Origin of the sequence: Citrobacter sp. MGH100 (genome assembly GCF_001034465.1) — a bacterium.
Taxonomy (GTDB): domain Bacteria; phylum Pseudomonadota; class Gammaproteobacteria; order Enterobacterales; family Enterobacteriaceae; genus Citrobacter; species Citrobacter youngae.
Window position 1 is genome coordinate 2,245,268 of record NZ_KQ089800.1, and the last position, 25,025, is coordinate 2,270,292.

A 25,025-nucleotide genomic window follows, 5' to 3' on the forward strand; every position below is an offset into this window, starting at 1 on the left:
AATCAGGGCGGCATATTTGCCACCCTGATTGCAACTTAACCTACAGAAGGCGTCGGATCGTCGCCTTTGATGATGTCACGCTTAACCTCGGTCACGGTGTCACCTTTCGCATTATGCAGGTGCACTTCGAGCTGGTTAAAGGCAATATCAATGTCGTTTTCACGGCACAAACGATCGACCGCACGGTTAAGTTCATCAACCGTATGGCTACGATCGCGCAGTTCGCGCACGTATAAACGCAGCTCATGATCCAGCGTGCTGGCGCCGAAGGCGGTAAAGAACACCGCAGGCTCCGGATCGTGCATTACTTTCGGGTGCTCCATCGCCGCCTGCAGCAGCACTTTCTTCACTTTGTCCAGATCCGAACCATAGGCCACGCCAATGCGGATCACCAGACGCGTGGTCGTATCGGAGAGCGACCAGTTGATCAAACGCTCCGTCACGAATGCTTTGTTCGGGATGATCACCTCTTTGCGATCGAAGTCGGTAATGGTGGTGGCACGGATACGGATCTTGCTGACCGTTCCTGAGAACGTACCGATAGTCACGGTATCGCCAATACGCACCGGGCGTTCAAACAGAATAATCAGACCCGAAACAAAGTTACCGAAGATTTCCTGCAAACCAAAACCAAGACCAACCGACAGGGCTGCTGCCAGCCACTGTAGCTTATCCCACGAAACACCGAGCGATCCGAAGACCGTCATCGCACCGATAGCGATGATCGCGTAGTTGAGGATCGTGGTGATCGCGTACGATGCCCCCTGGCGCATTTTGAGTCGCGACAGTACCAGCACTTCCAGCAGGCCGGGTAAGTTGCGGATCAACGCCCACGCCACCATCGAGGCAATAATGGCAAACAACAGGCTACCCATGGTGACGTCTTTCACCACTGCCGCACCCGCTTCGGTACCGTTGTAATGCCAGAGCGTAATGCTGTCGAGATAGCTGAACACGGTGATCAGATCAGACCAAATGGCCCAGAACAGAACACCAAACAGAGCCACCATCACCAGCATGGTGATACGCAGCGTTTGCTGGTTTACCTGCTCCAGCGCGATGGTCGGCTCTTCCTGCGGCTCTGCGCCCTCCGCCCCTTCTTTCACCAGGTTCTGACGACGCGCCAGCGCGCGACGCCAGGCGATACGACGCGCCGCGACGCTTAATCCACGCAGCACGGTCTGGTACAGTAGGTTCCAGAGAATGACCAGATAAACCGTTTCAATCCAGCGTCCCGCCAGGCGCAGCGTGGTGTAGAAATAGCCGGTTGCCGTCAGCACCATTAATGCTATCGGGATAATCGACAGCACGGTAATCGTCACCAGACGCAGACCATGCGACTCTTTATCGCGCCAGCTTTCGCGGCACATTGGCCATACCAGGAAGGCGATCAGCAGCAGGTTGAGGAAAATGACCACCTGACCCAGCACATCGTCCATCAGGTTGAGCGGCGACAGCTCAGCAATAACCGACCAGAAGTTTAACGGCAACAGCGCGAGGCTGATGCGCACAATCTGGCGACGCCAGTGGCTGGTCTGTTTCGCAGGCATGCCAAAATGACGAATCGCCACGCCATCTTTTTCCAGCACCTTCCAGCATAAACCAAACACCAGCCAGAAGACGGTCATCTTCTTGCTGAACGCCCACAGCAGGTCGCTGATATTCAACTGCATAGTCAACAGAATCAGACCTACCGCGAGGATAATCAGGCACGCCGGCAAGGCTCTGATGAGATCGATCAGAATCGCTTTTGGCGTGTTGAGCTGACTGTCATTACGCAGGTTACCTACCGCGGCGGCTAATTTCGCCTGGTACTCTTTCAACCATTTAAGACGCCAGCGGATGAGCCCGGCAATGAGCAGCAGCGGCAATCCCGCCAGAAACGCAATAAACACTGCGGGCCACGCTTTTTCCCAGTTCACCGTGATTTTCATCGACTTAAACTGGTCTTTAAGCGTTTGCGGGAAAGCTTTGATCCAGTCCCAGTCCATCGGACGGTTACTGTTAACCCAGAAAATCTGCTGCGTGAGGATCCCTTTCAGGTTTTTCGACACGCTCATTAACTGCTGCTGATTAATTTGCAGATTAATCGCCATCATCAGTTGGTTGCCCAGTTGCTTATTGAGCTGATCCAACAGTTCACGGCGCATATCCACAACCTGCAGTAAGGCATCATGGACTTCGCCGTTAACTTCGTTGCTGTGCCCTTCTTCCAGTTTGGCGACAAACGCATCATTCTGGAACAGCGCGTCGCGCTGCTGGTTGACTTCGAACTGCTCCAGACGCAAGTCGGCGATCCGGTTGGTCATATCGGCAAGTTCATCCGCCGACGGCAGCGTTTGTTGTTGCTGATACAGAATACGCGACAGCAGCAGACTGCCTTTCAGAACGGCAATCTGCTCTTTAATGTTACGTTCGGATTGCAGCGCGCGGTCAAGCCAGTTTTTGACTTTGATATTTTGCTGCATCAGGCTGTTGCCGTTTTCAGTCGCGGCAATCAGACGCTGGCTGAGCTGATGGTTAATATCAAGTTCTTGCTTAACTAGCGGGTTGGTCTGGATACGGGCCGCTTCGTCTGGCGTTACCGCTTCCTGCGCCGTCTTTTCGGTTAGCGTCAGACGTTTGCTGTTCACCGCTTCCTGCAGCAACTGAAGCTGGTGTTCGAGACGATTCGTATTCGCCGTTACATAATCACGCTGTTTCTGCAAGGTATCCTGCAAAACAGTGTTGCCTTCCAGACTTTTACGCTGTTGATCGATCTGCGCGCTCAGCAACGCTTGCTGCGCCTGCAGCAACACCTGTTGGCTGGGGCGTAATGCCGCCTCACCCACATTAGTTCCATCCAGGCGATTACGGATTTGCTGCATTTGCTGTGATGCGGTGTACATCGCATTTTGCACGCGCTCTGGCTGCGTTTGCAGCGAGACCAACTGACTGTTGTAGGCTGCAAGGTCGTTTTGCGCGCTTTGCAGATCGTCCAGCACCTGGGCGACACGAGATTCAAGCTGGCGCAGAGAGAGCGTACTCAGCGTTTTCCGCGTTTCGTCATCATTATCGACATCGCTGAGCGAATTTAGCGCATCCGTTGCCTGGCGCATTTTCTCCGGCGCCTGGGCCACTTTCTGGCGAAGCTGTACGGTCTCATCTTTCACGCGATCGATTTTATCCAGCGTGGCGATGGTATCGATGAGATCCTGTTGGACCAGCTTATCCTGCGCGGAGAGATCTTTTTGTTTACTCAGCGTGTCTAACTGGCTCTGGATATCCGCTTTCGTCGGCAGTTCACCACTCTGTTGCGCCCGCGCAAATGCAGATGACTGGCAGGATAGCAATAGAATGAAGAAAAGAATGCTAATAGCAATTACATGCTGTGAACGTTTATAGAGCTGCAACATAGTCATGAGAATGAATGTTTCTGAACCGGGAAAGTGACCGGAAATAGTCAAGCGGCAAGAATATCACGGCTGTGACCAGCAGAATAGCAGGAGGCAAAATGACCAGGAGAATTCCTGGTGCAGAAATGGTAAGTTAGCGTGTCTCCCCTGTCTGCAGGCGCAAGGTTGGACAAAGCAGGCACATCTCCAGCAACACCGCCACGTAGTGGCGAGCCTCATTTTTCAGATCAAATGATTCGGGGGCAAATAACCAGTTCTCCATGATTCCGGAAATATAGCTACGCATTAACACCGCAACACGACGTGTGTTCAGGTTTTCCGGCAGCATGTTGACATCCATACAGTGGCGTAACGTTTTTTCTATACGGTCATAGTTTTCCAGGCACAGGCTACGTTCGACTAACTGAACTGATGCTATTTCCCCGACAAATTCGCATTTGTGGAATATAATCTCCATCAATAAACGTCGGCGTTCTTCTGTTACGGTAGTTTCAAGAACGTAAATTAAAATTTCTCTTAATACTGATAGTGGATCGTCGGGGAATTTTGCCTGATACTCAGTTTCTAACTCATCAATGTTAGGTTTTGCTAGCTCCCAGATTTCACTGAATAAATCCGACTTATTTTTGAAATGCCAATAGATAGCACCGCGCGTTACACCAGCGGCTTTTGCGATCTCCGCAAGCGAGGTGGATGATACCCCTTGCTGCGAAAACAAACGCAGAGCAACATCCAGAATGTGCTGCCGTGTTTCCTGTGCTTGTTGTTTGGTTTTTCGTGCCATATGTCAGTGAATTTACAGGCGTTAGATTTACATACATTTGTGAATGTATGTACCATAGCACGACGATAATATAAACGCAGCAATGGGTTTATGGGCTTTAAGCCATTGATCAATTTGAAATCGGACACTCGAGGTTTACATATGAACAAAAACAGAGGGTTAACGCCTCTGGCAGTCGTTCTGATGCTCTCAGGCAGCTTAGCGCTAACAGGATGTGACGACAAACAGGCCCAACAAGGGGGCCAGCAGATGCCAGAAGTTGGAGTTGTGACGCTCAAAACTGAACCTCTACAGATCACAACTGAACTCCCAGGTCGCACCAGTGCGTTTCGCATTGCGGAAGTTCGCCCTCAGGTCAGCGGTATTATCCTGAAGCGTAACTTTACCGAAGGCGGCGACATTGAAGCAGGTGTGTCTCTCTATCAGATTGATCCTGCTACTTACCAGGCCGCGTACGAAAGTGCGAAAGGCGATCTGGCCAAAGCACAAGCAGCGGCAAATATCGCTCAGCTGACGGTTAAACGTTATCAGAAACTGTTAGGTACGAAGTACATCAGTCAACAGGACTACGATAGCGCGCAGGCAGATGCACAACAGGCGAACGCTGCTGTTGTCGCTGCGAAAGCCGCAGTAGAAACCGCACGTATCAACCTGGCCTATACCAAAGTCACGTCGCCAATCAGCGGCCGCATTGGTAAGTCATCTGTTACTGAAGGTGCACTGGTGCAAAACGGTCAGGCGACCGCACTGGCGACCGTTCAGCAGTTGGATCCCATCTATGTCGATGTGACGCAGTCAAGTAACGATTTCCTGCGCCTGAAACAAGAGTTGGCCAATGGCACGCTGAAGCAAGAGAACGGTAAAGCAAAAGTCGAACTGGTTACCAGCGACGGTATTAAATTCCCGCAGTCCGGTACGCTGGAGTTTTCGGATGTGACGGTTGATCAAACCACTGGGTCAATTACGTTACGCGCAATCTTCCCGAACCCGGATCACACCCTACTGCCGGGCATGTTCGTCCGTGCGCGTCTGGAAGAAGGGACAAACCCAACGGCGTTACTGGTTCCACAGCAAGGCGTTACCCGCACACCGCGTGGCGATGCCAGTGCATTAGTTATCGGTGCTGATGACAAAGTTGAAACGCGTCAAATTGTGGCAGCACAAGCAATTGGCGACAAATGGTTAGTCACTGAAGGACTTAAGCCAGGCGACCGTGTGATTGTAAGTGGGCTGCAGAAAGTTCGTCCTGGCGCTCAGGTTAAAGCGCAGGAAGTCACCGCGGATAATAACCAGCCAGCCGCAAGCGGTAGCCAGCCTGAACAGTCCAAGTCTTAACTTAAACAGGAGCCGTTAAGACATGCCTAATTTCTTTATCGATCGCCCCATATTTGCGTGGGTGATCGCCATTATCATCATGTTGGCAGGGGGGCTCGCGATCCTCAAATTGCCGGTAGCGCAATATCCGACTATTGCACCGCCGGCAGTGACGATCTCCGCGACCTACCCTGGCGCTGATGCCAAAACAGTACAGGATACTGTTACGCAGGTTATCGAACAGAACATGAACGGTATCGATAACCTGATGTACATGTCCTCAAACAGTGACTCCACGGGTACCGTGCAGATCACCCTGACCTTCCAGTCTGGTACTGATGCGGATATCGCGCAGGTACAGGTGCAGAACAAACTGCAGCTGGCCATGCCGTTGCTGCCTCAGGAAGTACAGCAGCAAGGGGTTAGCGTTGAGAAGTCATCCAGCAGCTTCCTGATGGTTGTCGGTGTTATCAACACCAACGGCACCATGACGCAGGAGGATATTTCCGACTACGTTGGCGCCAACATGAAGGATGCGATCAGCCGTACTTCAGGTGTGGGCGACGTGCAGCTGTTCGGTTCCCAGTACGCGATGCGTATCTGGATGGATCCGAATAAACTGAACAACTTCCAACTGACGCCAGTTGATGTGATCAGCGCCATTAAAGCGCAGAACGCCCAGGTTGCGGCCGGTCAGTTAGGCGGTACGCCGCCAGTGAAAGGCCAGCAGCTTAACGCGTCGATCATCGCGCAAACCCGTCTGACCTCCGCAGATGAGTTCGGCAAAATTCTGCTGAAAGTGAACCAGGATGGCTCTCAGGTACGTCTGCGTGACGTCGCGAAAGTCGAACTGGGTGGCGAGAACTACGACATCATTGCGAAGTTCAACGGCAAACCTGCGTCTGGTCTGGGTATCAAGCTGGCGACAGGCGCTAACGCCCTCGACACCGCGAACGCTATCCGCGAAGAGCTGAAGAAGATGGAACCCTTCTTCCCGTCAGGCCTGAAGATCGTTTACCCGTATGACACTACGCCATTCGTGAAAATCTCTATTCACGAAGTAGTGAAAACGCTGGCGGAAGCAATCATCCTCGTATTCCTGGTCATGTATCTGTTCCTGCAGAACTTCCGCGCGACGTTGATTCCGACTATCGCCGTGCCGGTGGTGCTATTGGGTACGTTTGCCGTCCTTGCGATTTTCGGCTTCTCGATAAACACGTTGACGATGTTCGGGATGGTGCTCGCCATCGGCCTGTTGGTGGATGACGCCATCGTTGTGGTCGAGAACGTTGAACGTGTCATGGCCGAAGAAGGGCTACCACCGAAAGAAGCAACGCGTAAATCAATGGGCCAGATTCAGGGCGCATTGGTGGGTATCGCGATGGTACTGTCAGCGGTATTTATCCCAATGGCCTTCTTCGGGGGTTCTACCGGTGCGATTTACCGTCAGTTCTCCATCACCATTGTTTCCGCAATGGCGTTGTCTGTACTGGTGGCGTTGATTCTGACCCCTGCCCTGTGTGCAACAATGCTTAAACCGATTGCTAAAGGCGATCACGGTGAAGGCAAAACGGGCTTCTTCGGTTGGTTCAACCGCATGTTCGATAAGAGCACGCACCACTATACCGACAGCGTAGGCGGTATTCTGCGCAGCACCGGTCGTTATCTGGCGCTGTATCTGATCATCGTCGTGGGCATGGCCTATCTGTTCGTTCGTCTGCCAAGTTCGTTCTTGCCGGATGAAGACCAGGGGGTATTCCTGTCAATGGCTCAGCTGCCAGCGGGTGCAACGCAAGAGCGTACCCAGAAGGTGCTGGACGAAATGACGGATTACTATCTGACTAAAGAAAAAGCGAACGTTGAATCGGTGTTTGCCGTTAACGGCTTCGGCTTTGCGGGTCGTGGTCAGAACACCGGTATCGCGTTCGTCTCGTTGAAAGACTGGAGTGAACGTCCGGGCGAAGAGAACAAAGTTGAGGCCATTACTCAACGTGCGATGGGTGCATTCTCGCAGATTAAAGACGCCATGGTATTCGCCTTTAACCTGCCAGCAATCGTAGAACTTGGCACCGCGACGGGTTTCGACTTCCAGTTGATTGACCAGGCTGGTCTGGGCCATGAAAAATTGACTCAGGCGCGTAACCAACTGTTTGGTGAAGTCGCGAAACATCCAGATCTGTTGGTAGGCGTACGTCCTAACGGTCTGGAAGATACTCCGCAATTCAAGATCGATATCGATCAGGAAAAAGCGCAGGCTCTGGGTGTTTCCATTAGTGACATTAATACAACGCTGGGCGCTGCATGGGGCGGAAGCTACGTTAACGACTTCATCGACCGTGGTCGTGTGAAGAAAGTTTACGTCATGTCTGAAGCCAAATACCGTATGTTGCCGGAAGATATTGGAAACTGGTATGTCCGCGGTAGCGATGGACAAATGGTGCCGTTCTCTGCGTTCTCTTCCTCACGTTGGGAATATGGTTCTCCGCGTCTGGAACGCTATAACGGTCTGCCTTCCATGGAAATCCTGGGCCAGGCCGCACCGGGTAAAAGTACCGGTGAAGCGATGGCAATGATGGAGCAACTGGCCAGCAAACTGCCATCCGGTATCGGCTATGACTGGACGGGCATGTCCTACCAGGAACGGCTGTCCGGTAACCAGGCACCTGCCCTGTATGCGATTTCACTGATCGTCGTCTTCCTGTGTCTGGCGGCATTGTACGAGAGCTGGTCAATTCCGTTCTCCGTTATGCTGGTCGTTCCACTGGGGGTTATCGGTGCGCTGCTGGCGGCAACATTCCGTGGTTTGACCAACGACGTTTACTTCCAGGTGGGCCTGCTCACAACCATTGGGTTGTCGGCGAAGAACGCGATATTGATCGTCGAATTCGCCAAAGACTTGATGGATAAAGAAGGTAAAGGCCTGGTAGAAGCGACGCTGGACGCAGTTCGTATGCGTTTACGTCCGATTCTGATGACATCGTTAGCCTTTATCCTCGGCGTAATGCCACTGGTTATCAGCTCCGGTGCAGGGAGTGGCGCGCAGAACGCCGTCGGTACTGGCGTAATGGGCGGGATGGTCACAGCAACCGTATTGGCTATCTTCTTTGTTCCGGTGTTCTTTGTGGTGGTCCGCCGCCGCTTTAGCCGCAAGAACGAAGATGTTGAACATAGCCACTCAGTTGAGCATCATTGATACATTCCTAAAGATAAGGCCGCGCAAGCGGCCTTTTTTCTGGAAAAAAATCATAAAAAGCGCTTATTGCGATTTCGTTTATTTTCTCTTGTTTAAATAAGCGATATAATCCTTGTGAGTCTAAAGGCTATTCTTAAAAAACGTCATGAACCCTTATTTACTTAAATAAATATTAAGACTATTCCTAGTTTTCGTTCACAGAGTCGGTTGTCGCCTTTCGTTGCTAAACCTAAACAAGATAACGTGATGATTGGCCGAGAATAAAGAAGTTGTTCCATTTCGAATACCGGCATTTATCTGTTAAAATGTAAAAATGGGACTGCGTCATAATTTTGCATAATTGTAATTTTTCGTGATATGACGATGAAATCTTTTTTAGAGTAGATTATAGTTAAATCATCAGGAGTCGCGGGCAAGTTCCAGGTCGTTTGTTGTATCCATCCCGAAAGGTGTTCGGTTAGTCTAAACCACTAAGAAGGGGATGCGTTATGGATGAATACTCACCGAAAAGACATGATATCGCGCAGCTTAAATTTCTCTGCGAAACCCTGTATCATGACTGTCTTGCAAACCTTGAACAAAGCAATCATGGTTGGGTAAATGACCCTACCTCTGCAACCAGCTTGCAGCTCAATGAACTGATAGAGCATATTGCAACCTTCGCACTTAATTATAAAATTAAGTACAATGAGGACAATAAGCTGATCGCGCAGATTGATGAATACCTGGATGACACTTTTATGTTGTTCAGTAGTTATGGTATTAATACGCAGGATCTACAGAAATGGCGGAAGTCAGGTAATCGACTGTTTCGCTGTTTTGTCAATGCCACCAGGGCTAATCCTGTCAGTTTGTCTTGTTAAAAATTATTACAATCATAGGTAAGAGTTATGTCCGATAAACCATTAACTAAAACAGATTATTTGATGCGCCTGCGACGCTGTCAAACAATTGACACGCTTGAACGTGTTATTGAGAAAAATAAATATGAATTGTCTGACAATGAACTGGCTGTATTTTACTCAGCCGCCGATCATCGTCTTGCTGAATTGACAATGAATAAGCTCTACGACAAGATCCCAACATCTGTTTGGAAATTTATTCGTTAATTGCTCATGAGGTTAAGTCAGGTATCGCGAAACATTTGTTTGTCTGGCTGACCATTTCCCGCACCAACTATCATTATTTAATTCAAATCACGTGATTGCGATCACAGTGAGAAAACGGGAACGTTCCCCTTCCCTGCATTGCGTTTTACTGTACTGTGACTGCCTATCAGCAAACGGGAAAGTTCGTAATGAGTGAAGATAAGAAAAAGATGATCGCCGGCGAGTTGTATCGCCCAGCAGATGAAACGTTGCGCAACGACCGTCTCCGCGCACGCCTACTCATCCACCGATACAATGCCACCGCACCTGATGCGCAGAGTGAACGTCAGGCTATCCTGCGCGATCTGTTGGGGCAAAGCGAAGGCGCTTACATTGAGCCCTCTTTTCGTTGCGACTACGGGTATAACATTTATCTCGGCAACGCGTTTTACGCCAACTTCGACTGCGTCATGCTTGATGTCTGCCCAATCAACATCGGTGATAACTGTATGTTGGCACCGGGAGTCCATATCTATACGGCAACTCATCCACTGGACGCTAACGAACGCAATAGCGGGGTTGAACTAGGGAAACCTGTAACCATCGGGAATAATGTCTGGATCGGTGGTCGCGCAGTCATAAATCCGGGTGTAACACTGGGCGACAATGTGGTTGTGGCGTCAGGCGCAGTGGTGACGAAAAGCGTTCCGGCAAACACCGTCGTCGGAGGCAATCCGGCACGGATCATCAAAACACTGTGATCTGATATGTAACTGTTATGCTAAATTGTGGTTAATCTGTTACTTTTCTCAGACAGTATCCCCTTTTAAAATGGGCTGATCCCTCCTGACTATTGCAGACTTCACGAAGGCAAGAGATGACAGAAATACAACGCCTGCTTACCGAAACCATCGATGACTTAAATATTCGCGAAAAGCGCGACAACAAACCGCGCTTTAGCATCAGCTTTATTCGTAAACATCCAGGGCTATTTATCGGCATGTATGTTGCGTTTTTTGCCACACTGGCGGTTATGCTGCAATCAGAAACGCTGGTCGATTCGGTATGGCTGTTGGTTGTACTGTTCGCCTTACTCAACGCCTTTTTCTTTTTTGACGTTGCGCCACGTTACCGCTTTGAAGACATTGACGTACTGGATTTCAGAGTCTGCTATAACGGTGAATGGTACAACACACGCTTTGTGCCACCCTCGCTGATCGACACTATTCTGCACTCTCCCCAAGTCGACAGTGAGCATAAGGCCCAACTGCAAAAAATGATAACGCGGAAAGGCGAACTGTCATTTTATGATGTCTTCACACTAACCCGCGCGCAGGCTAGTCAGTAATCACGCCCTGTCACAAACAAAAAAAGTGCGTCCCACGAGGGGAACGCACTTCAGTCCCTGTAATGCTGGCGAAGTGACTAACGTCTTTTTTTACGGCCCTGTACCGCTTTAAACCGCGGATTCGTTTTGCAGATGACGTACAAACGCCCTTTGCGTTTGACTATCTGGCAGTCAGGGTGCCGCTGCTTTGCGCTGCGAAGTGAATTGAGTACCTGCATCTTAACCTCGCTTAGTGCCAATGAAGTGGCCGAAACGTTTCTGGAAACGAGCCGCGCTGCCTTCATTATCGAAGGTTTTCTGTTTACCGGTATAGTACGGATGTGACTTAGACGAGATATCAAGCGTTACGTACGGGTACATTTGGCCCTCGAACTCAATCTCTCGTTCGGTTTTAATCGTCGAACCGACCTTAAAGTATTCATTGGCACTGGTATCGTGAAACACCACTGGGCGATAAAAAGGGTGGATATCCGGTTTCATGGCAACCTCAATTTGTTACGTTATAACATACCCAACAAAATACACCACTCTTGTACGAATCACAACCAGATTTACGTTGTGGGTTACTAAACGGGATGATAAGTGGCCGTAAATATATGATGCCAATCGAATAGCTTTTTCGGCTTTCAGATATACTTTCCCTATGCTGTGTAAATAAGGATATCACCGTGACAACACGACATCTGATTGGCCTGGTGACGGGAATACTGGTTCTGTCCATCCTCGTACCGGTGTGTTTAAGCCTGTGGCTGGCACATCGTCAGGTCGAAACGAAATTTATCGATGAACTTGATTCATTCTCTACCCGCGTCGCTTTGCGTACAGAACGCGTCGGCGAACAGGCCAAAAAAGCGCTACGCAAAATAGAAGCCTTCCAGGGTGTGCCCTGCTCAGAGGAACATTTGCTGGAAATGCGCCGGTTGTCATACAGCTACCGTTATATTCAGGAAGTGATGTACCTCAAAGGCAATGTTCCACAATGTTCCTCCCTTGAGAAAAGGAGCCTGGCTGCTGCGTTTCCGCCACCAATGAAAATGACACCTGATGGCTATCGCGCCTGGTTAACTTCGCAAAACGACCTCGGAATACAACGTTTTATGGCGGCGCTCGGCAGCGAACATTATGTCGTGATGATCGATCCGGGATCGTTCATTGATGTCATTCCATTTGGTTCATGGCCTATCGAAGTCGCCATTGTGGGTACAGTAAGCAACGTCGTGGTGGCCAGTAGTGCCGATCTCCCTTCAGACGTGTTACATCATCTGCAAAAAGACCGTTCTATCAGCCATTTTCAAAAAGAGGGCAGTATTTATAATTCTCGCCCTTTCCCCGAACTGGGCATCACTATCGTAAGCTGGGCGTCGACATTACCTTTGCAAAAATCCTGGCACCGACAGGCGCTGATATGGCTCCCGGCAGGGCTCATTATTGGCCTGCTCACCGCCCTCTTTATTCTGCGTATTTTGCGCCGCTTGCAGTCTCCCCATCACCAATTGCAAGATGCCATTCAGAACCGGGCTATCAAGGTCCATTACCAGCCCATTATTTCGCTCAAAACAGGAAAGGTCGTGGGTGCGGAAGCACTGGCCCGCTGGCGACAAGCTGACGGTAGCTATCTCTCACCCGATATTTTTATCCCGCTGGCCGAAGAAACCGGCCTGACAGAACCACTCACACGTTTGATTATTGAAAACGTCTTCGAGGATCTAGGTAAATGGCTGCATCAACATCCTCAACAGCATATATCACTCAACCTTGAGTCGGCCGATTTGAAGTCCGAAACGCTTCCGGCGCTGCTAAGCCGCATGGTTAACCACTGGCAACTAAAACCCGCACAAATTGCCCTGGAACTGACTGAACGCGAATTTGCCGACCCGAAAAACAGCGCGCCGTTTATTGCTAAATACCGTCAGGCGGGTCACTCAATCTATATTGATGACTTTGGTACCGGTTATTCCAGTCTGAGCTATTTGCAGGATCTGGATGTAGACATCCTGAAGATAGACAAATCGTTCGTCGATGCGCTGGAATACAATAACGTCACGCCACATATTATCGAGATAGCCAAAACGCTGAAGCTGGAAATGGTGGCAGAAGGCATCGAGACCGAGAACCAGGAAAGCTGGCTACGTCAACATGGCGTGCAGTATGGTCAGGGCTGGTTGTACAGCAAAGCACTGCCAAAGGCGGAATTTATTCTGTGGGCGGAAAAACGACTTTAGCATGGCACTGGCGTGTATTGAGATGGCTGGCGGCACGCCGCACAGCCAGTCATGTCACTCTTCCATAATGGGCGAGAATCCGCCGTAGATCATTCGCTTGCCATCAAATGGCATAGATTCACCAAACTCCTTCATACGGGGATCGGACATCATCTTCTGGTTCGCCGCATCGCGGACTTCTTTGGAAGAGTATTCAATCCAGCTGAATACCACTTCTTCATGATCCTGCGCTTTCACCGCCATACGAAAATCGGTCAACTTACCGTCGGGAACATCATCAGCCCAACACTCCACAACGCGCAGTGCACCGAATTCCTTGAAAAGCGGCGCAGCCTTTGCCGCCATCGCGATATATGCCTCCTTGTTTTCGGCAGGAACGGCAACAACAAAACCATCAACATACTTCATCAGATAAACCTCCGAAGTGTACTGCGCGGCAAGCCGATTCCAGCCGCGTCAGTCGAGGTTAAGTTTAGTCGTCAGCAGGCAATCACGCCGTAGGCTCATTCCGAACACAAATACGTGGCTGCGGCAGATGACGAAACCACGGCAGGCAAATCTGAATTAACGGTCCAATAGCTAACGCATACAGTACCGTTCCAACACCCACGGTTCCGCCAAGAAGCCAACCGCTGAGCAAAACCGACACCTCGATTGCGGTCCGGATAGTCCGTACAGACCAACCAGTACGCGCATGAATGCCGGTCATCAAGCCGTCACGTGGGCCCGCACCAAAACCGGCGCCAATGTACAGACTGGTGGCTAACGCGTTCAGGATCACCGCCGCAACCAGCAGTCCACTGCGCGTCAGTAGCGATTCGAATCCTGGGATCACCGCCAGCGCGGCATCTGCCGCCAAACCAATCATAATGACATTGCTGAGAGTGCCAAATCCGGGGCGCTGGCGCAGTGGTATCCATGCCAGCAGGACCAGTACACCCACGGCGATGATCACCAGGCCGATATTCATCGATAATAGATTTGCCACGCCCAGATGAAATACGTTCCACGGATCAGCCCCTAAATCTGCACGGACAAACATCGCCGTCGAAACGCCGTACAGCGCCAGTCCAACATACAGCTGAAGTAAACGACGCAGCATAATTTTCTCCTCGCCTCTCAGATAGCTTTCATCTTCACCGCAATTGGCACTATGATTAATGTCCAGTTTTCAAAAAGTGGACTGCTATGTCATCTCGCCGTTACGGAAGTCAATCTTTGCAGCGCCTGCTAGGGCACTGGCAGGAAAGCCCCTCGCGAACGCCTATCTGGCGACAACTGGCGGAAGCGTTACGTCTGCTGATCCTGGATGGTCGACTGGCACTGGATAGTCGCTTGCCCGGCGAACGCGAGCTCGCTGCCGTTCTGGAAGTGAGCCGAACCACCGTCGCCAGCGCCATGGCGCAACTGCGTGAAGAGGGATATCTGGAAAGCCGTCATGGGAGCGGCTCACGGGTGATCCTGCCGGAACACATTCGTCATGTGCCTACGCGAACCAGTACCGGCACAGCGTTGGATTTGTCCACAGCGGCCCTCAGCGCCGGGCCAGAAATTCATCAGGCTTACCAACAAGCGTTATTTGCGATGCCGCAGCATTTGCTGAGCTCCGGGTATCTGCCGCAGGGACTGGCGGTTTTGCGTGAATCCATCGCCCGGCATTATTGCGAACGTGGATTACCCACACAGTCGGATGAAATAATGGTCGTGAACGGCGCGGTCAGCGGCCTGGCGTTGATCCTGCGTTTACTCACCGGTCCCGGCGATCGCGTAGTGGTCGATCACCCCACATATCCGCTGGCGATTGCAGCAATACAAGGGGCATCATGTCGCCCCGTCGGCGTTTCGCTGCCTGAGCACGGTTGGGATACAGCGGGTCTGGTTGCCACCCTCGCGCAAACAGCCCCGAGAATGGCCTATCTGATGCCGGACTTTCACAACCCGACCGGACGCTGTATGGACGCCGAAACTCGCCAGGTTGTGGCGGATATTGCGGAAAGAACCTGCACCACGCTGGTGGTCGATGAGACCATGGTGAACCTGTGGTATGACGCCCCGCCTCCGCCTCCACTTGCTGCATTCAATCGCGGTGCGCCGGTGATCCTGCTGGGATCGGCAGGGAAAAGCTTCTGGGGAGGTCTGCGTCTGGGATGGATTCGGGCCTCGTCACGTACTATTGCCGCGCTGGTACAGACTCGCGACACATTTGATTTAGGATCACCAGTGCTTGAACAGCTTGCCACGGGTTGGTTGCTGGACAATGCGGCCGATTTTCTTCCCGACAGACGGCAATTGCTCACCACCCGGCGCGATCTGTGCCATGACCTGATGAAGACACATTTCCCGGAGTGGCAGTTTACTCAACCACAGGGGGGACTCTCTTTCTGGGTTGAATTACCCGATACGCTGGCAACACTCTTTGCCACCCGTGCCGAAAGTGCAGGTATTCAGTTGGGTACCGGGACGCGCTTCGGCCTGGATGGCGCATTCGATCGCTTTTTGCGTATGCCCTTTGCTCTGCCCGATGACACAATGCGCTCGGCTTTCCGGACGTTGCAACCCATTTGGGATAATCTGCGTTTACAGGCAAGTCACGGGAAAATGCGCAAAATAATCTAAGCGACGAGTCAAAAGACTCGTCCTGGAATACCGTGATGGACGAGGATGTCTGGGCATTATTACCGCTGAGGAGGAACCGGGAACCCCTTCAGGGAAATCACAAAATTCTCGCCGTCTTTCTTAATTTTCGCCCCGGCATCGCACCAGTCAGAAGCAATACGGAAAAACTCATCGCTACCGACATTCCAGCTCAAACGAACATGTTTAACATAACCGGAACGTAGCAATTCACAGGCTTCGCCATAATTACAGGCGGTTGAGAGCGGTTGTTGTTTCATTTTTTCTTCTTCAGTAATCTGCGCAATGCTTTGATTTCTTTAGGAGTCAGTGCTTCAACCACGGATTCTTCCGTATGCTGGCTATCAATATCATCAGCGGAGACTCCCGCCTCTTCAATGGCGGAAAACGCGATAAGTAGCAATTTTTCCGTCGAGATACTTAGGTTCTCATTATTCACTTCAGCGTAGTGACGCAGCTTTTCTTTTAGCGCCTCATCAATTTTGACATTCAATACAGCGGTCGACATCGTAGAAAATCCTTGTGGTCAGCCAAAACACACCGGATGTAAGACCATGTCGTTACAGCGCGATGGCAGCGGCAAAAGCATCAAATAACATCCCCGAAACACATTGACAGCATTTGATGACAATAAAATGACAATACGATGACAAAGAAAAGAAGATGAGAAGAATTGAGATTGCCGGACGGCAGAATTGGGTGGGGGCCCTGCCAGCTACATCCCGGCACACACGTCATCTGCCCTGGCTGCTTCCTTCCGGACCTGACCTGGTGAACAGAGTAGCGTTGCGGGAGAACCAACAGAGCCCCCATTGAGAGCGTTGTCAACCAACGCGCAGGCGCATTATCACTGCTGCACCCGGTAATTGCAACCCATCCAGCACCGGATGCTGTTTTCTTGTGCAATGAAGCTTCACTACCTCGTCATTCGGGATTATGCTGGAGGATTAGCGCAGGAAAAAACGATGGATATACAAGACTCTTTCCCTCAACGCGTCTGGCAAATCGTTGCCTCAATCCCCGAAGGATTCGTCACCACCTATGGCGATGTCGCCAGGCTTGCTGGCTCACCGCGTGCTGCTCGCCAGGTAGGCGGCGTGCTTAAGCGTCTCCCCGAAGGCAGCACTTTGCCCTGGCATCGGGTGGTTAATCGTCATGGTGCCATTTCGCTTACAGGTCCAGACCTACAACGACAGCGTCAGGCGTTGCTGGCGGAAGGTATTGTGGTTTCAGGGAGTGGACAAATCGATTTACAGCGCTATCGCTGGGTGTACTAACCCCCTCCGGATGGAGAGGGTTAGTATGCCCTTAGTACTGTGTCGGGGCAGGAACGGCGGAAGACGGATTCACCTGTGTGGGTGACGTTGACGGTACCGTTGTCGCGGCACCACCACTCGCCTGTACTGGAACAGCCGTCTGCTGGACCGGGACCAGGGTCAGGTCGGCTTTAGTCCCTCCCTGATTGATCACCGTCTGGACGGTATCAGTAATAAAGACCAGTTTATCATTCACCGTAATCGCCGCACTCAGCAGAATACGGGCGTTCGGCTGAATATCTGCCGGGTTAAACGGGAGTACGAAGCTGAATGGTGCTTGTTTACCCTCGGTACGTACAACTTTTTGCGACAGCACTTTTGACGGTGCATCGGCAAGCGATGCATCTGACAGTGTTACGGTCAGCACGGCATCCGGCGGTAAGGCAACTTTCTGGCGGATCCATACCGTACCAGACACATTCGGCTGTTGAATTTTTGACTGTGTGTCAGCAATTGACGTATTAGGGCTTGGCGCAGGTGTCTGAATATCCGCGCTTTTATCAGCACAGGCCGCCAGAGCGACCGCAACCGCTAAACCACTTACCATGTGCACGAGTTTCATTAAATTCTCCTTATCATCTATGCACCAGCGAGAACTTTCCTCGCCAGAAGAGTGGTTAACAAAAACATAACGTGACTAAGTGTGGCACAAGACAGCTGGTTTTGCCTGTAATCGGCCAGTAATTCAGACAATTGCACCCATCGGACCACTTTCAAAATTGCGTTATACTCTGCCTACCTCGCTGCGAGAACGCTATTACCTGGAGAGCACGTATGAGTCTGGCACTGAAAAATTTGCTGACATTGTTAAATCTGGAAAAAATTGAAGAAGGACTCTTTCGGGGCCAAAGTGAAGACTTAGGGTTACGTCAGGTTTTTGGGGGACAGGTTGTCGGTCAGGCGCTGTATGCCGCCAAAGAAACCGTACCGGAAGAGCGTCTGGTCCACTCTTTTCACAGCTACTTTTTACGCCCCGGCGATAGCCAAAAGCCCATCATCTATGATGTCGAGGTGCTGCGTGATGGTAACAGCTTCAGCGCGCGCCGCGTTGCCGCAATCCAGAATGGTAAACCTATTTTTTACATGACAGCCTCTTTCCAGGCGCCGGAAGACGGATTTGAACATCAGAAAACCATGCCGGATGCGCCGAGTCCCGATGAGCTTAAATCAGAAACAGAAATTGCTCGCTCAGTGGCGCATTTGCTGCCGCCGCTGTTGAAAGAAAAATTTATCAACGATCGTCCATTGGAAGTGCGTCCGGTTGAATTTCATAACCCCTTAAAAGGTCACGTCGCACCTCCGGCGCGCCAGGTTTGGATCCGTGCAAACGGCGAGTTGCAGGACGATCTGCGCGTCCACCAATATCTGCTGGGTTATGCTTCAGACCTGAACTTCCTGCCTGTTGCGCTGCAGCCGTACGGAATTGGTTTCCTGGAAAAAGGGATTCAGATCGCCACCATTGACCACTCCATGTGGTTCCATCGTCCGTTTAATATCAATGAGTGGTTGTTGTATAACGTCGAGAGTACTTCGGCCTCCGGCGCACGGGGCTTTGTTCGCGGGGAGTTTTATACGCAGGACGGCGTGCTGGTTGCTTCTACCGTGCAGGAAGGGGTAATGCGTAATCGTAATTGAGAATTACCGGATGGTGACGCAAAAGCGTTGCCATCCGGCAGATTGAAACATCAAGCGTTGTAAGCGTTCTCGCCGTGGCTGTTCACATCCAGACCTTCGCGTTCCTGCTCTTCTGGTACACGCAGCCCCACCGTCATATCCGCCAGCTTATAGCCAATGAAGGCCACCACGCCGGACCAGACGATGGTGATCGCCACGCTTTCCAGTTGTACCAGCAACTGATGCCCCATGGTAACGCCTTCGGCAAAGCCTACGCCGCCCAGAGAGCTGGCCGCGAAAACGCCGGTCAGGATGCAGCCGACAATGCCGCACACACCGTGAACACCGAAGACATCACACGGGTCATCAACGCGCAGAAAGCGCTTCAGCATGGTTACGCCCCACAGGCCAGCCAGCCCCGCAGCGACACCGATAATCAGCGCGCCGCCGACACCGATATAGCCACAGGCAGGTGTCACGCCTACCAGACCGGCAATGGCGCCAGAACACGCGCCCAGCAGGGACGGTTTGCCACGCAGCGCCCATTCACCGAAGATCCAGCCGAGAATGGCGGCCGCGGTTGCAACAACGGTATTGACGAAGGCCAGCGCGGCAATTTCATTCGCCATACCCGCGGAGCCAGCGTTAAAGCCAAACCAACCGATATAGAGAATAGCCGTGCCGGTAAAGACCATTGGCAGGTTATGTGGCTTAAACGCTTCTTTGCCAAAACCGACGCGTTTACCGATCAGATAAGCCCCAACCAGGCCAGCAATCGCAGCGTTGATATGTACTACCGTACCGCCAGCAAAATCCAGCGCACCGTGAGTAGCCAGCAAACCGCCGCCCCAGACCATGTGTGCAATAGGGATGTAGGACAGCGTCAGCCACACCACCACAAAAATCAGCACCGCAGAGAACCGAATGCGCTCAGCCAGTGCACCGACAATAAGCCCAACGGTAATGCAAGCGAAAGACCCCTGAAAAGCAACGTGAATGTACTGGTAGAAGCTCCCCGTGACCGCCGTCAGTGCAATATTCTTCAGCATGACCCAGTTGAAGTTACCGAAGAAATTATTTCCTTCGCCAAAGGCCAGTGAGTAGCCATAAACCACCCATAAAATACAAACCAGAGCAAATGTCACCGTCACCTGGGTCAGCATCGACAACACGTTCTTACCGCGAATCAAACCACCATAGAACAGCGCAATGCCTGGGATGGTCATAAACAGCACCAGCGCGGTACAGATCATCATAAAAGCGTTATCCGCTTTATCTGCAACCGCCGGTGCCGCCATCGCCAGACCCGGCAGCAGCGCCAGTGAAGCAATACCTGTTTTCATCGTCGCTATCTTCATTTTTTGGTTTCCTATCACTGTGTGTCAGACGTTACAGTGCGGCTTCGTCGGCTTCGCCGGTACGAATACGAATCACACGTTGCAGCTCGGCGACGAAAATTTTGCCGTCGCCAATTTTTCCGGTGTAGGCGGCCTTACTGATGACATCAATTACGCCATCCAGTTGGTCATCAGCAATTGCCACATCAATCTTCACTTTGGGTAAGAAGTTGACGCTGTATTCAGCTCCCCGGTACAACTCGGCATGACCTTTTTGTCGGCCAAACCCCTTCACTTCGGTGACGGTCAGCCCCTGAATACCAATAGACGACAATGCTTCACGGACGTCTTCCAGTTTGAACGGTTTGATTACCACGGTAACCAGCTTCATAGATCCCCTCCAGTCAGAATTCAGTAGTGGCTGCAGATACACCAAATGAATATTGCAAGGGATGTGCCAGGAATGAAAAACGCGGGATGATTCAGCCGCACGGGGTACGGCCAGGAGAGAAAAAGAAAAAATGCACTATAACGGTGCATAGTGCGTTACATTTTTGCACCAGATTGTTGATTGCCGGATGGCGGCGAAAACGCTTTCTCAGGCCTACGAAACCACACTGGCTGTAGGCCTGATAAACGCAGCGCCATCAGGCGATTGCCGAATCTTCGTTTACGCTAGCCGCCAGCTCTTCGCCCGCCAACTGCAGTTGATACATTTGCCAGTAGCGGCCTTGCGCAGCCAGTAGTTGCTGGTGCGTACCACGCTCAACCGCCTGCCCACGATGTAGCACCAGAATGGTATCCGCATCGACAATAGTGGATAACCGATGCGCAATCACCACCAGCGTGGTGTGCTCACGCACCGCTGCCAACGCCTGCTGAATAGCCTGTTCAGTACCGGAGTCAATGCTGGCCGTCGCTTCGTCCAAAATCAGCACCTGCGGCGTTTCGACCAGCACGCGCGCCAGCGCCAGCAGCTGTTTCTGCCCGACTGATAGATTATTGCCCTGCTCGCCCAGCCGGGTATGAATACCCTCGCTCAGACCCCGCGCCAGCTCGGCCAGCTGTACGGTTTCCAGCGCCTGCCACACCCGTTCTTCTGAGATATCACGACCCAGCGTGACGTTTGCCAGGAAGGTATCCGCCATCACCACCGGATCCTGTTGCACCATCGCCACGCCCTGGCGTAACACACTGTGGCTCAGTGAAGACAGCGGTCGTCCGTCCAGACGGATTTCCCCCTGCGTCAGCGGGTAGTACCCCATCAGCAGACTGGCGAGCGTGCTTTTGCCGCTACCGGTATGCCCGACCAACGCTACAAAGCTGCGCGAAGGCACGGACAGACTGATGTTTTGCAGCACCAGATTGTCGTCACGATAGGCAAATGAAACGTTATCCACCTCAATGTCCCCGCTCTTCAGCGGTCGATCATCTTCACCATAGCGCTGACGAGGCCCGTCCATCAGTTCGAACACTCGCTCGCCGGCGACAACCGCCTGCTGCAGCATTGATTGCTGGGTGGTCAGCTCGATCAGCGGCTCGTTCAAACGGCCGAGGTAGCTGATAAACGCATACAGCACCCCGACCTCAATGGACGTGCCGGACGTAAAGCTAAACAGCATCAGCAAACCGCAGAGGATCAGCGCCGAGAAAAGGCTCAGCAGCGGACGCAACAAAAAGCCATCCAGGCGCAGAGTCTGCATACGCGCCATATAGTGCGAGCGGCTGGCTTCGCCCATTCGCTCACCAAAGCGCGCCTGCTGGCGGAACTGTTGGATAACGCTCATGCCGTTGATGACTTCGTTAAAGCCATCGTTAATATCCGCCAGATAAGCGCGCACCCGACGCACAATCGGGGTGCTGTAGCGCTGATAAATCACCATCACCACCATCACCGCCGGGAAAATGGCCATCGCCACCAGCGCCATACGCCACTCAAGGCTGAACATCGCCACCAGCATGGCACCGATTAAGGCCGCGCTGCGCAGGACCGTTGCGACCACCGTCACATACAGGTCACGGATCACTTCGGTGTCATTGGTCACACGTGAGATAAGCTGCCCGACTGGCTGAGTATCGAAAGCACTGAGCGGCTGACGTAGCGCGGCATCCATCACATCGGTACGTAACTGCTGCACCACACCAACGGCCGCCTGGTTAAAGAGTAATGACTGCGCGTAATGCAGGCCCGCCGCCAACAGTTGCAGACCGACATATGCCGCCACCAGCCCAGCAACCATCGCCAGCGGCAGATTGTTCTTCGCCACCATGTTATCGATAAAATAGCTAATCAGCAGTGGGCCGCTGACTTCCGCCGCAGCCGCCACCCACAGCATAACTACCGCAATTGCCAGCTGTTTTCGCCACGGAGAGCCGTACGCCAGCAGTCTTTTCAGGGTCGGCCATAGCTGCCCAAAACTACGCATTAGCCGCCTCCTCGTTTATTTCTGGCGCATCAGACAGCGCCGCTTCCAGTTGCTGATAGCGGTACATATCGCGATACCAGCCAGGCTGTTGCACTAAAGATTCATGCTCACCGCGCTGGGCAATATGCCCATGCTGCATCACGATAATCTCGTTGGCTTCTGTCAGCGCAGATAAACGGTGAGCGCTGATTATCACGGTTCTGCCTTCTCCCCACTGGCGCAGGTTATGCAGGATTCGATGTTCAGTACGACCATCCACCGCCGATAACGCATCGTCAAGAATCAGGATTTCAGCATTCAGCAGCAGCGCACGAGCGATAGAAATACGCTGTTTTTGTCCACCGGACAGCATCACCCCGCGTTCACCCACTTCGGTGTCATAGCCTTGCGGAAGACGTAAAATATCCTCATGCACGCTGGCCAGACGTGCAACATGTTCGATCTCTTCCTGTGTGGCCTGTGGGCGTCCAAGCGCTATGTTGTTGGCGACCGTATCCGAGAACAAGAAAGGTGTCTGGCTGACCACTGCCAGACGGCTACGCCAGCTATCAAGTTGCAAGCGAGTTAACGGGATATCATGAAAGCGTACATCGCCCTCAGTGATATCAAAATGACGCTGGATCAGCGACAACACTGTACTTTTACCCGCGCCGGTCGGGCCACAAATACCCAGCATCTGCCCTGGCTTAAGCTGGAAATTCACATTCTCCAGCACCGGATGAGCCGTTTGCGGGTAGCGAAATTCGCGAATTGCCACCGCCAGCTCGCCGCGTCCTTCCGGCACGGGTTCTGTGCCGTCATCCACTACCGGCGCTTCAGCCAGCATGGCGCGAATACGGCTATACGCGGCGCTGCCTCGCTCAACAATGTTAAACATCCATGCCAGCGCCAGCATCGGCCAAATCATCAGCCCGAGATACATCATAAAACTGGTTAACTGACCAAGGGTCAGAGAGCCATGAACCACCATCCAGCTTCCCCCGGCGATAGCCAGCAGGTTAGCCATACCAATGGCGATATAAATCGTGGGGTCAAAACGGGCGTCAATGCGGGCGACCCGTAAGTTTTTCTTGCCGGTATCTTTAGCATCTGCGGCAAATAGCGCCGACTGTCGGTCTTCCAGACCAAAAGCCTTAATCATACGGATACTGGTCAGGCTTTCCTGAGTACGATCGTTAAGGCTGGAGAACGCTGCTTGCGCAACCTTAAAGCGGTTATGGAGTCGATCACCGTAACGTTTGATCATTATCGCCATCACCGGCATTGGGAGTAGCGCGATAAGCGTCAGCTCCCAACTGATTTGCGTAGACATCACGATCAACACCGCGCACCCCATGACCAGCGAGTCCACCAGCGTCAATACACCTTCGCCAGCCGCAAACACCACCCGATCAACATCGTTAGTTGCACGCGCCATCAGATCGCCGGTGCGATGACGCAGATAAAATTCAGGATGCTGGCGGCTCAACTGGCGGTAATAGTCTTCGCGTAGTTCAACTGCCAGTTGGTAGGATGCGCCGAACAAAAGTACGCGCCAGACATAGCGCAACAAATAGACAACCACCGCAATCAGGGCAATCGTGCCAACCCACATCAGCAGTCGCTCGGTGGTGAACCGCTGTGTCGTCACGCCGTCCACGATGATACCGACCACTTTTGGCGGGATAAGCTGAAGAATAGCGATGATGATAAGCAAGGCCACCGCCCCGAGGTAGCGACGCCACTCCCGGCGGAAGTACCAGCTTAATTGAGCAAATAATCGCACGCGTTATGTCCTGACAAGATTTCCGGCAATGATCACCGGGAGAGTTATTCAATAGGTAGAGCAGTCGTGTATTTAATCTGTTCCATCGCAAAACTGGAGGTAACATCAGACAGGCCCGGTACGCTATTCACCAGACGCTTATAGAAATCATCATAGCGTTTCATATCAGCAACCTGCACCCGCATCAGGTAGTCGTACTCCCCAGCCATTCGCCAGAAACCCAGCACCTCCGGCATCCCGGTCACTTCGGTGACAAAGCGGCAGTACCACTCGCTGCTATGATGCTGGGTTTTAATCAGCACAAACGCGGTTAAACCCAGCCCCAGTTTTTCCGGATCCAGCAGAGCAACCTTGCCCAGCAGAATGCCGTCATCCTCAAGCCGCTTGAGCCGTTTCCAGCAGGGGGTGGTCGTCAGATTAACGGCATCGGCTAACGCCTGCAAAGAAAGGGTGCAGTCTTGTTGCAGTAGGCCAAGCAGCTTACGGTCAATTTTGTCTAACATATCCACTCCACAGAGAAGAATTTTCTCCTTACATTCTATTTTAAAGGCTAAATGGCAACAATTTTTTCCGTGCTTTTCGCTATTCT

Annotated in this window: 24 protein-coding genes and 1 other RNA gene; 10 read left to right on the plus strand and 15 right to left on the minus strand. The window is 52.0% G+C overall.

The annotated features are described in order from the left end of the window. Window positions 1-35 precede the first annotated feature (35 nt). Window positions 36-3,401 carry a mechanosensitive channel MscK gene (mscK, locus tag SK32_RS10570; protein ID WP_048212408.1) on the minus strand — a complete coding sequence of 1,122 codons (3,366 nt, stop codon included), beginning with the start codon at window positions 3,399-3,401 and terminating at the stop codon, window positions 36-38. Window positions 3,402-3,528: 127 nt separating this feature from the next. Then, window positions 3,529-4,179: a multidrug efflux transporter transcriptional repressor AcrR gene (acrR, locus tag SK32_RS10575; protein ID WP_048212409.1), complete on the minus strand. Its 651-nt coding sequence runs from the start codon at window positions 4,177-4,179 to the stop codon at window positions 3,529-3,531. Between the two features lie 141 nt (window positions 4,180-4,320). Here acrR and acrA point away from each other — a divergent pair, with 141 nt between their 5' ends. The 6 genes from acrA (at window position 4,321) to SK32_RS10605 (ending at window position 11,122) form a co-directional block, all read left to right on the plus strand. After that, window positions 4,321-5,514 (plus strand): multidrug efflux RND transporter periplasmic adaptor subunit AcrA, encoded by a 1,194-nt coding sequence (gene acrA, locus SK32_RS10580; RefSeq protein ID WP_048212410.1) that lies wholly within the window; start codon window positions 4,321-4,323, stop codon window positions 5,512-5,514. Window positions 5,515-5,536: 22 nt separating this feature from the next. Next, window positions 5,537-8,686 (plus strand): efflux RND transporter permease AcrB, encoded by a 3,150-nt coding sequence (acrB, locus tag SK32_RS10585; protein WP_048212411.1) that lies wholly within the window; start codon window positions 5,537-5,539, stop codon window positions 8,684-8,686. A 488-nt stretch (window positions 8,687-9,174) separates the two neighbouring features. Further along, the gene (gene tomB / locus SK32_RS10590) at window positions 9,175-9,549 is read left to right on the plus strand and encodes an Hha toxicity modulator TomB (RefSeq protein WP_003021733.1); all 375 of its coding nucleotides are present in this window, start codon (window positions 9,175-9,177) and stop codon (window positions 9,547-9,549) included. 27 nt (window positions 9,550-9,576) lie between these two features. After that, window positions 9,577-9,795 carry an HHA domain-containing protein gene (locus SK32_RS10595; protein WP_002892050.1) on the plus strand — a complete coding sequence of 73 codons (219 nt, stop codon included), beginning with the start codon at window positions 9,577-9,579 and terminating at the stop codon, window positions 9,793-9,795. Window positions 9,796-9,983: 188 nt separating this feature from the next. Further along, complete coding sequence (gene maa / locus SK32_RS10600; protein ID WP_048212412.1) at window positions 9,984-10,535, plus strand: maltose O-acetyltransferase; 552 nt, start codon at window positions 9,984-9,986, stop codon at window positions 10,533-10,535. Between the two features lie 116 nt (window positions 10,536-10,651). After that, entirely contained in the window at window positions 10,652-11,122 is a 471-nt protein-coding gene (locus SK32_RS10605; RefSeq protein ID WP_040232692.1) for a YlaC family protein, read from the plus strand. 77 nt (window positions 11,123-11,199) lie between these two features. Here the strand turns inward: SK32_RS10605 and ykgO are convergent, their stop codons facing one another. Together ykgO and SK32_RS10610 are read right to left on the minus strand one after the other, a co-directional pair. Next, window positions 11,200-11,340, minus strand: coding sequence for a type B 50S ribosomal protein L36 (gene ykgO, locus SK32_RS24670; RefSeq protein WP_005125190.1), 141 nt, complete (start codon window positions 11,338-11,340; stop codon window positions 11,200-11,202). A gap of 1 nt (window position 11,341) precedes the next feature. Further along, window positions 11,342-11,602 (minus strand): type B 50S ribosomal protein L31, encoded by a 261-nt coding sequence (locus SK32_RS10610; protein ID WP_005125189.1) that lies wholly within the window; start codon window positions 11,600-11,602, stop codon window positions 11,342-11,344. Between the two features lie 188 nt (window positions 11,603-11,790). Here SK32_RS10610 and SK32_RS10615 point away from each other — a divergent pair, with 188 nt between their 5' ends. Further along, a complete protein-coding gene (locus SK32_RS10615) occupies window positions 11,791-13,344 on the plus strand; it encodes an EAL domain-containing protein (RefSeq protein ID WP_048212413.1) in 1,554 nt (517 codons plus the stop codon). Between the two features lie 54 nt (window positions 13,345-13,398). Here SK32_RS10615 and SK32_RS10620 read toward each other — a convergent pair whose 3' ends face one another. After that, a complete protein-coding gene (locus SK32_RS10620; protein ID WP_048212414.1) occupies window positions 13,399-13,752 on the minus strand; it encodes a DUF1428 domain-containing protein in 354 nt (117 codons plus the stop codon). An 82-nt stretch (window positions 13,753-13,834) separates the two neighbouring features. After that, the gene (gene yczE, locus SK32_RS10625) at window positions 13,835-14,446 is read right to left on the minus strand and encodes a membrane protein YczE (protein WP_048212415.1); all 612 of its coding nucleotides are present in this window, start codon (window positions 14,444-14,446) and stop codon (window positions 13,835-13,837) included. A gap of 86 nt (window positions 14,447-14,532) precedes the next feature. On the opposite strand from yczE, the gene yczR reads away from it, so the two are divergent. After that, complete coding sequence (gene yczR, locus SK32_RS10630) at window positions 14,533-15,960, plus strand: MocR-like transcription factor YczR (protein ID WP_048212416.1); 1,428 nt, start codon at window positions 14,533-14,535, stop codon at window positions 15,958-15,960. A gap of 59 nt (window positions 15,961-16,019) precedes the next feature. On the opposite strand, the gene SK32_RS10635 is transcribed toward yczR, so the two are convergent. From SK32_RS10635 to ffs, 3 genes are all read right to left on the minus strand, one after another. Next, window positions 16,020-16,238: a hypothetical protein gene (locus tag SK32_RS10635; protein ID WP_005125184.1), complete on the minus strand. Its 219-nt coding sequence runs from the start codon at window positions 16,236-16,238 to the stop codon at window positions 16,020-16,022. Next, window positions 16,235-16,486, minus strand: coding sequence for a hypothetical protein (locus tag SK32_RS10640; protein WP_048212417.1), 252 nt, complete (start codon window positions 16,484-16,486; stop codon window positions 16,235-16,237). The genes SK32_RS10635 and SK32_RS10640 overlap by 4 nt, the downstream gene beginning before the upstream one ends. Window positions 16,487-16,684: 198 nt before the next feature. After that, window positions 16,685-16,781: signal recognition particle sRNA small type (ffs, locus tag SK32_RS24675), an RNA gene on the minus strand. 84 nt (window positions 16,782-16,865) lie between these two features. On the opposite strand from ffs, the gene SK32_RS10645 reads away from it, so the two are divergent. Next, a complete protein-coding gene (locus SK32_RS10645; protein WP_086523608.1) occupies window positions 16,866-17,255 on the plus strand; it encodes an MGMT family protein in 390 nt (129 codons plus the stop codon). Between the two features lie 31 nt (window positions 17,256-17,286). On the opposite strand, the gene SK32_RS10650 is transcribed toward SK32_RS10645, so the two are convergent. After that, window positions 17,287-17,856 carry a YbaY family lipoprotein gene (locus SK32_RS10650; RefSeq protein ID WP_048212418.1) on the minus strand — a complete coding sequence of 190 codons (570 nt, stop codon included), beginning with the start codon at window positions 17,854-17,856 and terminating at the stop codon, window positions 17,287-17,289. A 212-nt stretch (window positions 17,857-18,068) separates the two neighbouring features. Between SK32_RS10650 and tesB the strand changes: the two genes are divergently transcribed. Next, window positions 18,069-18,929 carry an acyl-CoA thioesterase II gene (gene tesB / locus SK32_RS10655; protein WP_003835934.1) on the plus strand — a complete coding sequence of 287 codons (861 nt, stop codon included), beginning with the start codon at window positions 18,069-18,071 and terminating at the stop codon, window positions 18,927-18,929. 50 nt (window positions 18,930-18,979) lie between these two features. On the opposite strand, the gene amtB is transcribed toward tesB, so the two are convergent. The 5 genes from amtB to decR form a co-directional block, all read right to left on the minus strand. Continuing rightward, entirely contained in the window at window positions 18,980-20,266 is a 1,287-nt protein-coding gene (amtB, locus tag SK32_RS10660; protein ID WP_048212419.1) for an ammonium transporter AmtB, read from the minus strand. Between the two features lie 31 nt (window positions 20,267-20,297). Further along, window positions 20,298-20,636, minus strand: coding sequence for a P-II family nitrogen regulator (gene glnK, locus SK32_RS10665; RefSeq protein ID WP_003021657.1), 339 nt, complete (start codon window positions 20,634-20,636; stop codon window positions 20,298-20,300). Between the two features lie 256 nt (window positions 20,637-20,892). Next, window positions 20,893-22,671 (minus strand): SmdB family multidrug efflux ABC transporter permease/ATP-binding protein, encoded by a 1,779-nt coding sequence (locus tag SK32_RS10670; protein WP_048212420.1) that lies wholly within the window; start codon window positions 22,669-22,671, stop codon window positions 20,893-20,895. Then, complete coding sequence (locus SK32_RS10675) at window positions 22,664-24,436, minus strand: SmdA family multidrug ABC transporter permease/ATP-binding protein (protein WP_048212421.1); 1,773 nt, start codon at window positions 24,434-24,436, stop codon at window positions 22,664-22,666. The genes SK32_RS10670 and SK32_RS10675 overlap by 8 nt, the downstream gene beginning before the upstream one ends. A gap of 44 nt (window positions 24,437-24,480) precedes the next feature. Continuing rightward, the gene (gene decR, locus SK32_RS10680) at window positions 24,481-24,939 is read right to left on the minus strand and encodes a DNA-binding transcriptional regulator DecR (RefSeq protein WP_005125175.1); all 459 of its coding nucleotides are present in this window, start codon (window positions 24,937-24,939) and stop codon (window positions 24,481-24,483) included. Window positions 24,940-25,025 lie beyond the last annotated feature (86 nt).

What these genes read in the sequence shown, in the direction of transcription:
- mscK (WP_048212408.1), bottom strand. Translation starts at nt 3,401, where the DNA reads ATGACTATGTTGCAGCTCTATAAACGTTCACAGCATGTAATTGCTATT.
- acrR (WP_048212409.1), bottom strand. Translation starts at nt 4,179, where the DNA reads ATGGCACGAAAAACCAAACAACAAGCACAGGAAACACGGCAGCACATT.
- acrA (WP_048212410.1), top strand. Translation starts at nt 4,321, where the DNA reads ATGAACAAAAACAGAGGGTTAACGCCTCTGGCAGTCGTTCTGATGCTC.
- acrB (WP_048212411.1), top strand. Translation starts at nt 5,537, where the DNA reads ATGCCTAATTTCTTTATCGATCGCCCCATATTTGCGTGGGTGATCGCC.
- tomB (WP_003021733.1), top strand. Translation starts at nt 9,175, where the DNA reads ATGGATGAATACTCACCGAAAAGACATGATATCGCGCAGCTTAAATTT.
- SK32_RS10595 (WP_002892050.1), top strand. Translation starts at nt 9,577, where the DNA reads ATGTCCGATAAACCATTAACTAAAACAGATTATTTGATGCGCCTGCGA.
- maa (WP_048212412.1), top strand. Translation starts at nt 9,984, where the DNA reads ATGAGTGAAGATAAGAAAAAGATGATCGCCGGCGAGTTGTATCGCCCA.
- SK32_RS10605 (WP_040232692.1), top strand. Translation starts at nt 10,652, where the DNA reads ATGACAGAAATACAACGCCTGCTTACCGAAACCATCGATGACTTAAAT.
- ykgO (WP_005125190.1), bottom strand. Translation starts at nt 11,340, where the DNA reads ATGCAGGTACTCAATTCACTTCGCAGCGCAAAGCAGCGGCACCCTGAC.
- SK32_RS10610 (WP_005125189.1), bottom strand. Translation starts at nt 11,602, where the DNA reads ATGAAACCGGATATCCACCCTTTTTATCGCCCAGTGGTGTTTCACGAT.
- SK32_RS10620 (WP_048212414.1), bottom strand. Translation starts at nt 13,752, where the DNA reads ATGAAGTATGTTGATGGTTTTGTTGTTGCCGTTCCTGCCGAAAACAAG.
- yczE (WP_048212415.1), bottom strand. Translation starts at nt 14,446, where the DNA reads ATGCTGCGTCGTTTACTTCAGCTGTATGTTGGACTGGCGCTGTACGGC.
- yczR (WP_048212416.1), top strand. Translation starts at nt 14,533, where the DNA reads ATGTCATCTCGCCGTTACGGAAGTCAATCTTTGCAGCGCCTGCTAGGG.
- SK32_RS10635 (WP_005125184.1), bottom strand. Translation starts at nt 16,238, where the DNA reads ATGAAACAACAACCGCTCTCAACCGCCTGTAATTATGGCGAAGCCTGT.
- SK32_RS10640 (WP_048212417.1), bottom strand. Translation starts at nt 16,486, where the DNA reads ATGTCGACCGCTGTATTGAATGTCAAAATTGATGAGGCGCTAAAAGAA.
- SK32_RS10645 (WP_086523608.1), top strand. Translation starts at nt 16,866, where the DNA reads ATGCTGTTTTCTTGTGCAATGAAGCTTCACTACCTCGTCATTCGGGAT.
- SK32_RS10650 (WP_048212418.1), bottom strand. Translation starts at nt 17,856, where the DNA reads ATGAAACTCGTGCACATGGTAAGTGGTTTAGCGGTTGCGGTCGCTCTG.
- tesB (WP_003835934.1), top strand. Translation starts at nt 18,069, where the DNA reads ATGAGTCTGGCACTGAAAAATTTGCTGACATTGTTAAATCTGGAAAAA.
- amtB (WP_048212419.1), bottom strand. Translation starts at nt 20,266, where the DNA reads ATGAAGATAGCGACGATGAAAACAGGTATTGCTTCACTGGCGCTGCTG.
- glnK (WP_003021657.1), bottom strand. Translation starts at nt 20,636, where the DNA reads ATGAAGCTGGTTACCGTGGTAATCAAACCGTTCAAACTGGAAGACGTC.
- SK32_RS10670 (WP_048212420.1), bottom strand. Translation starts at nt 22,671, where the DNA reads ATGCGTAGTTTTGGGCAGCTATGGCCGACCCTGAAAAGACTGCTGGCG.
- decR (WP_005125175.1), bottom strand. Translation starts at nt 24,939, where the DNA reads ATGTTAGACAAAATTGACCGTAAGCTGCTTGGCCTACTGCAACAAGAC.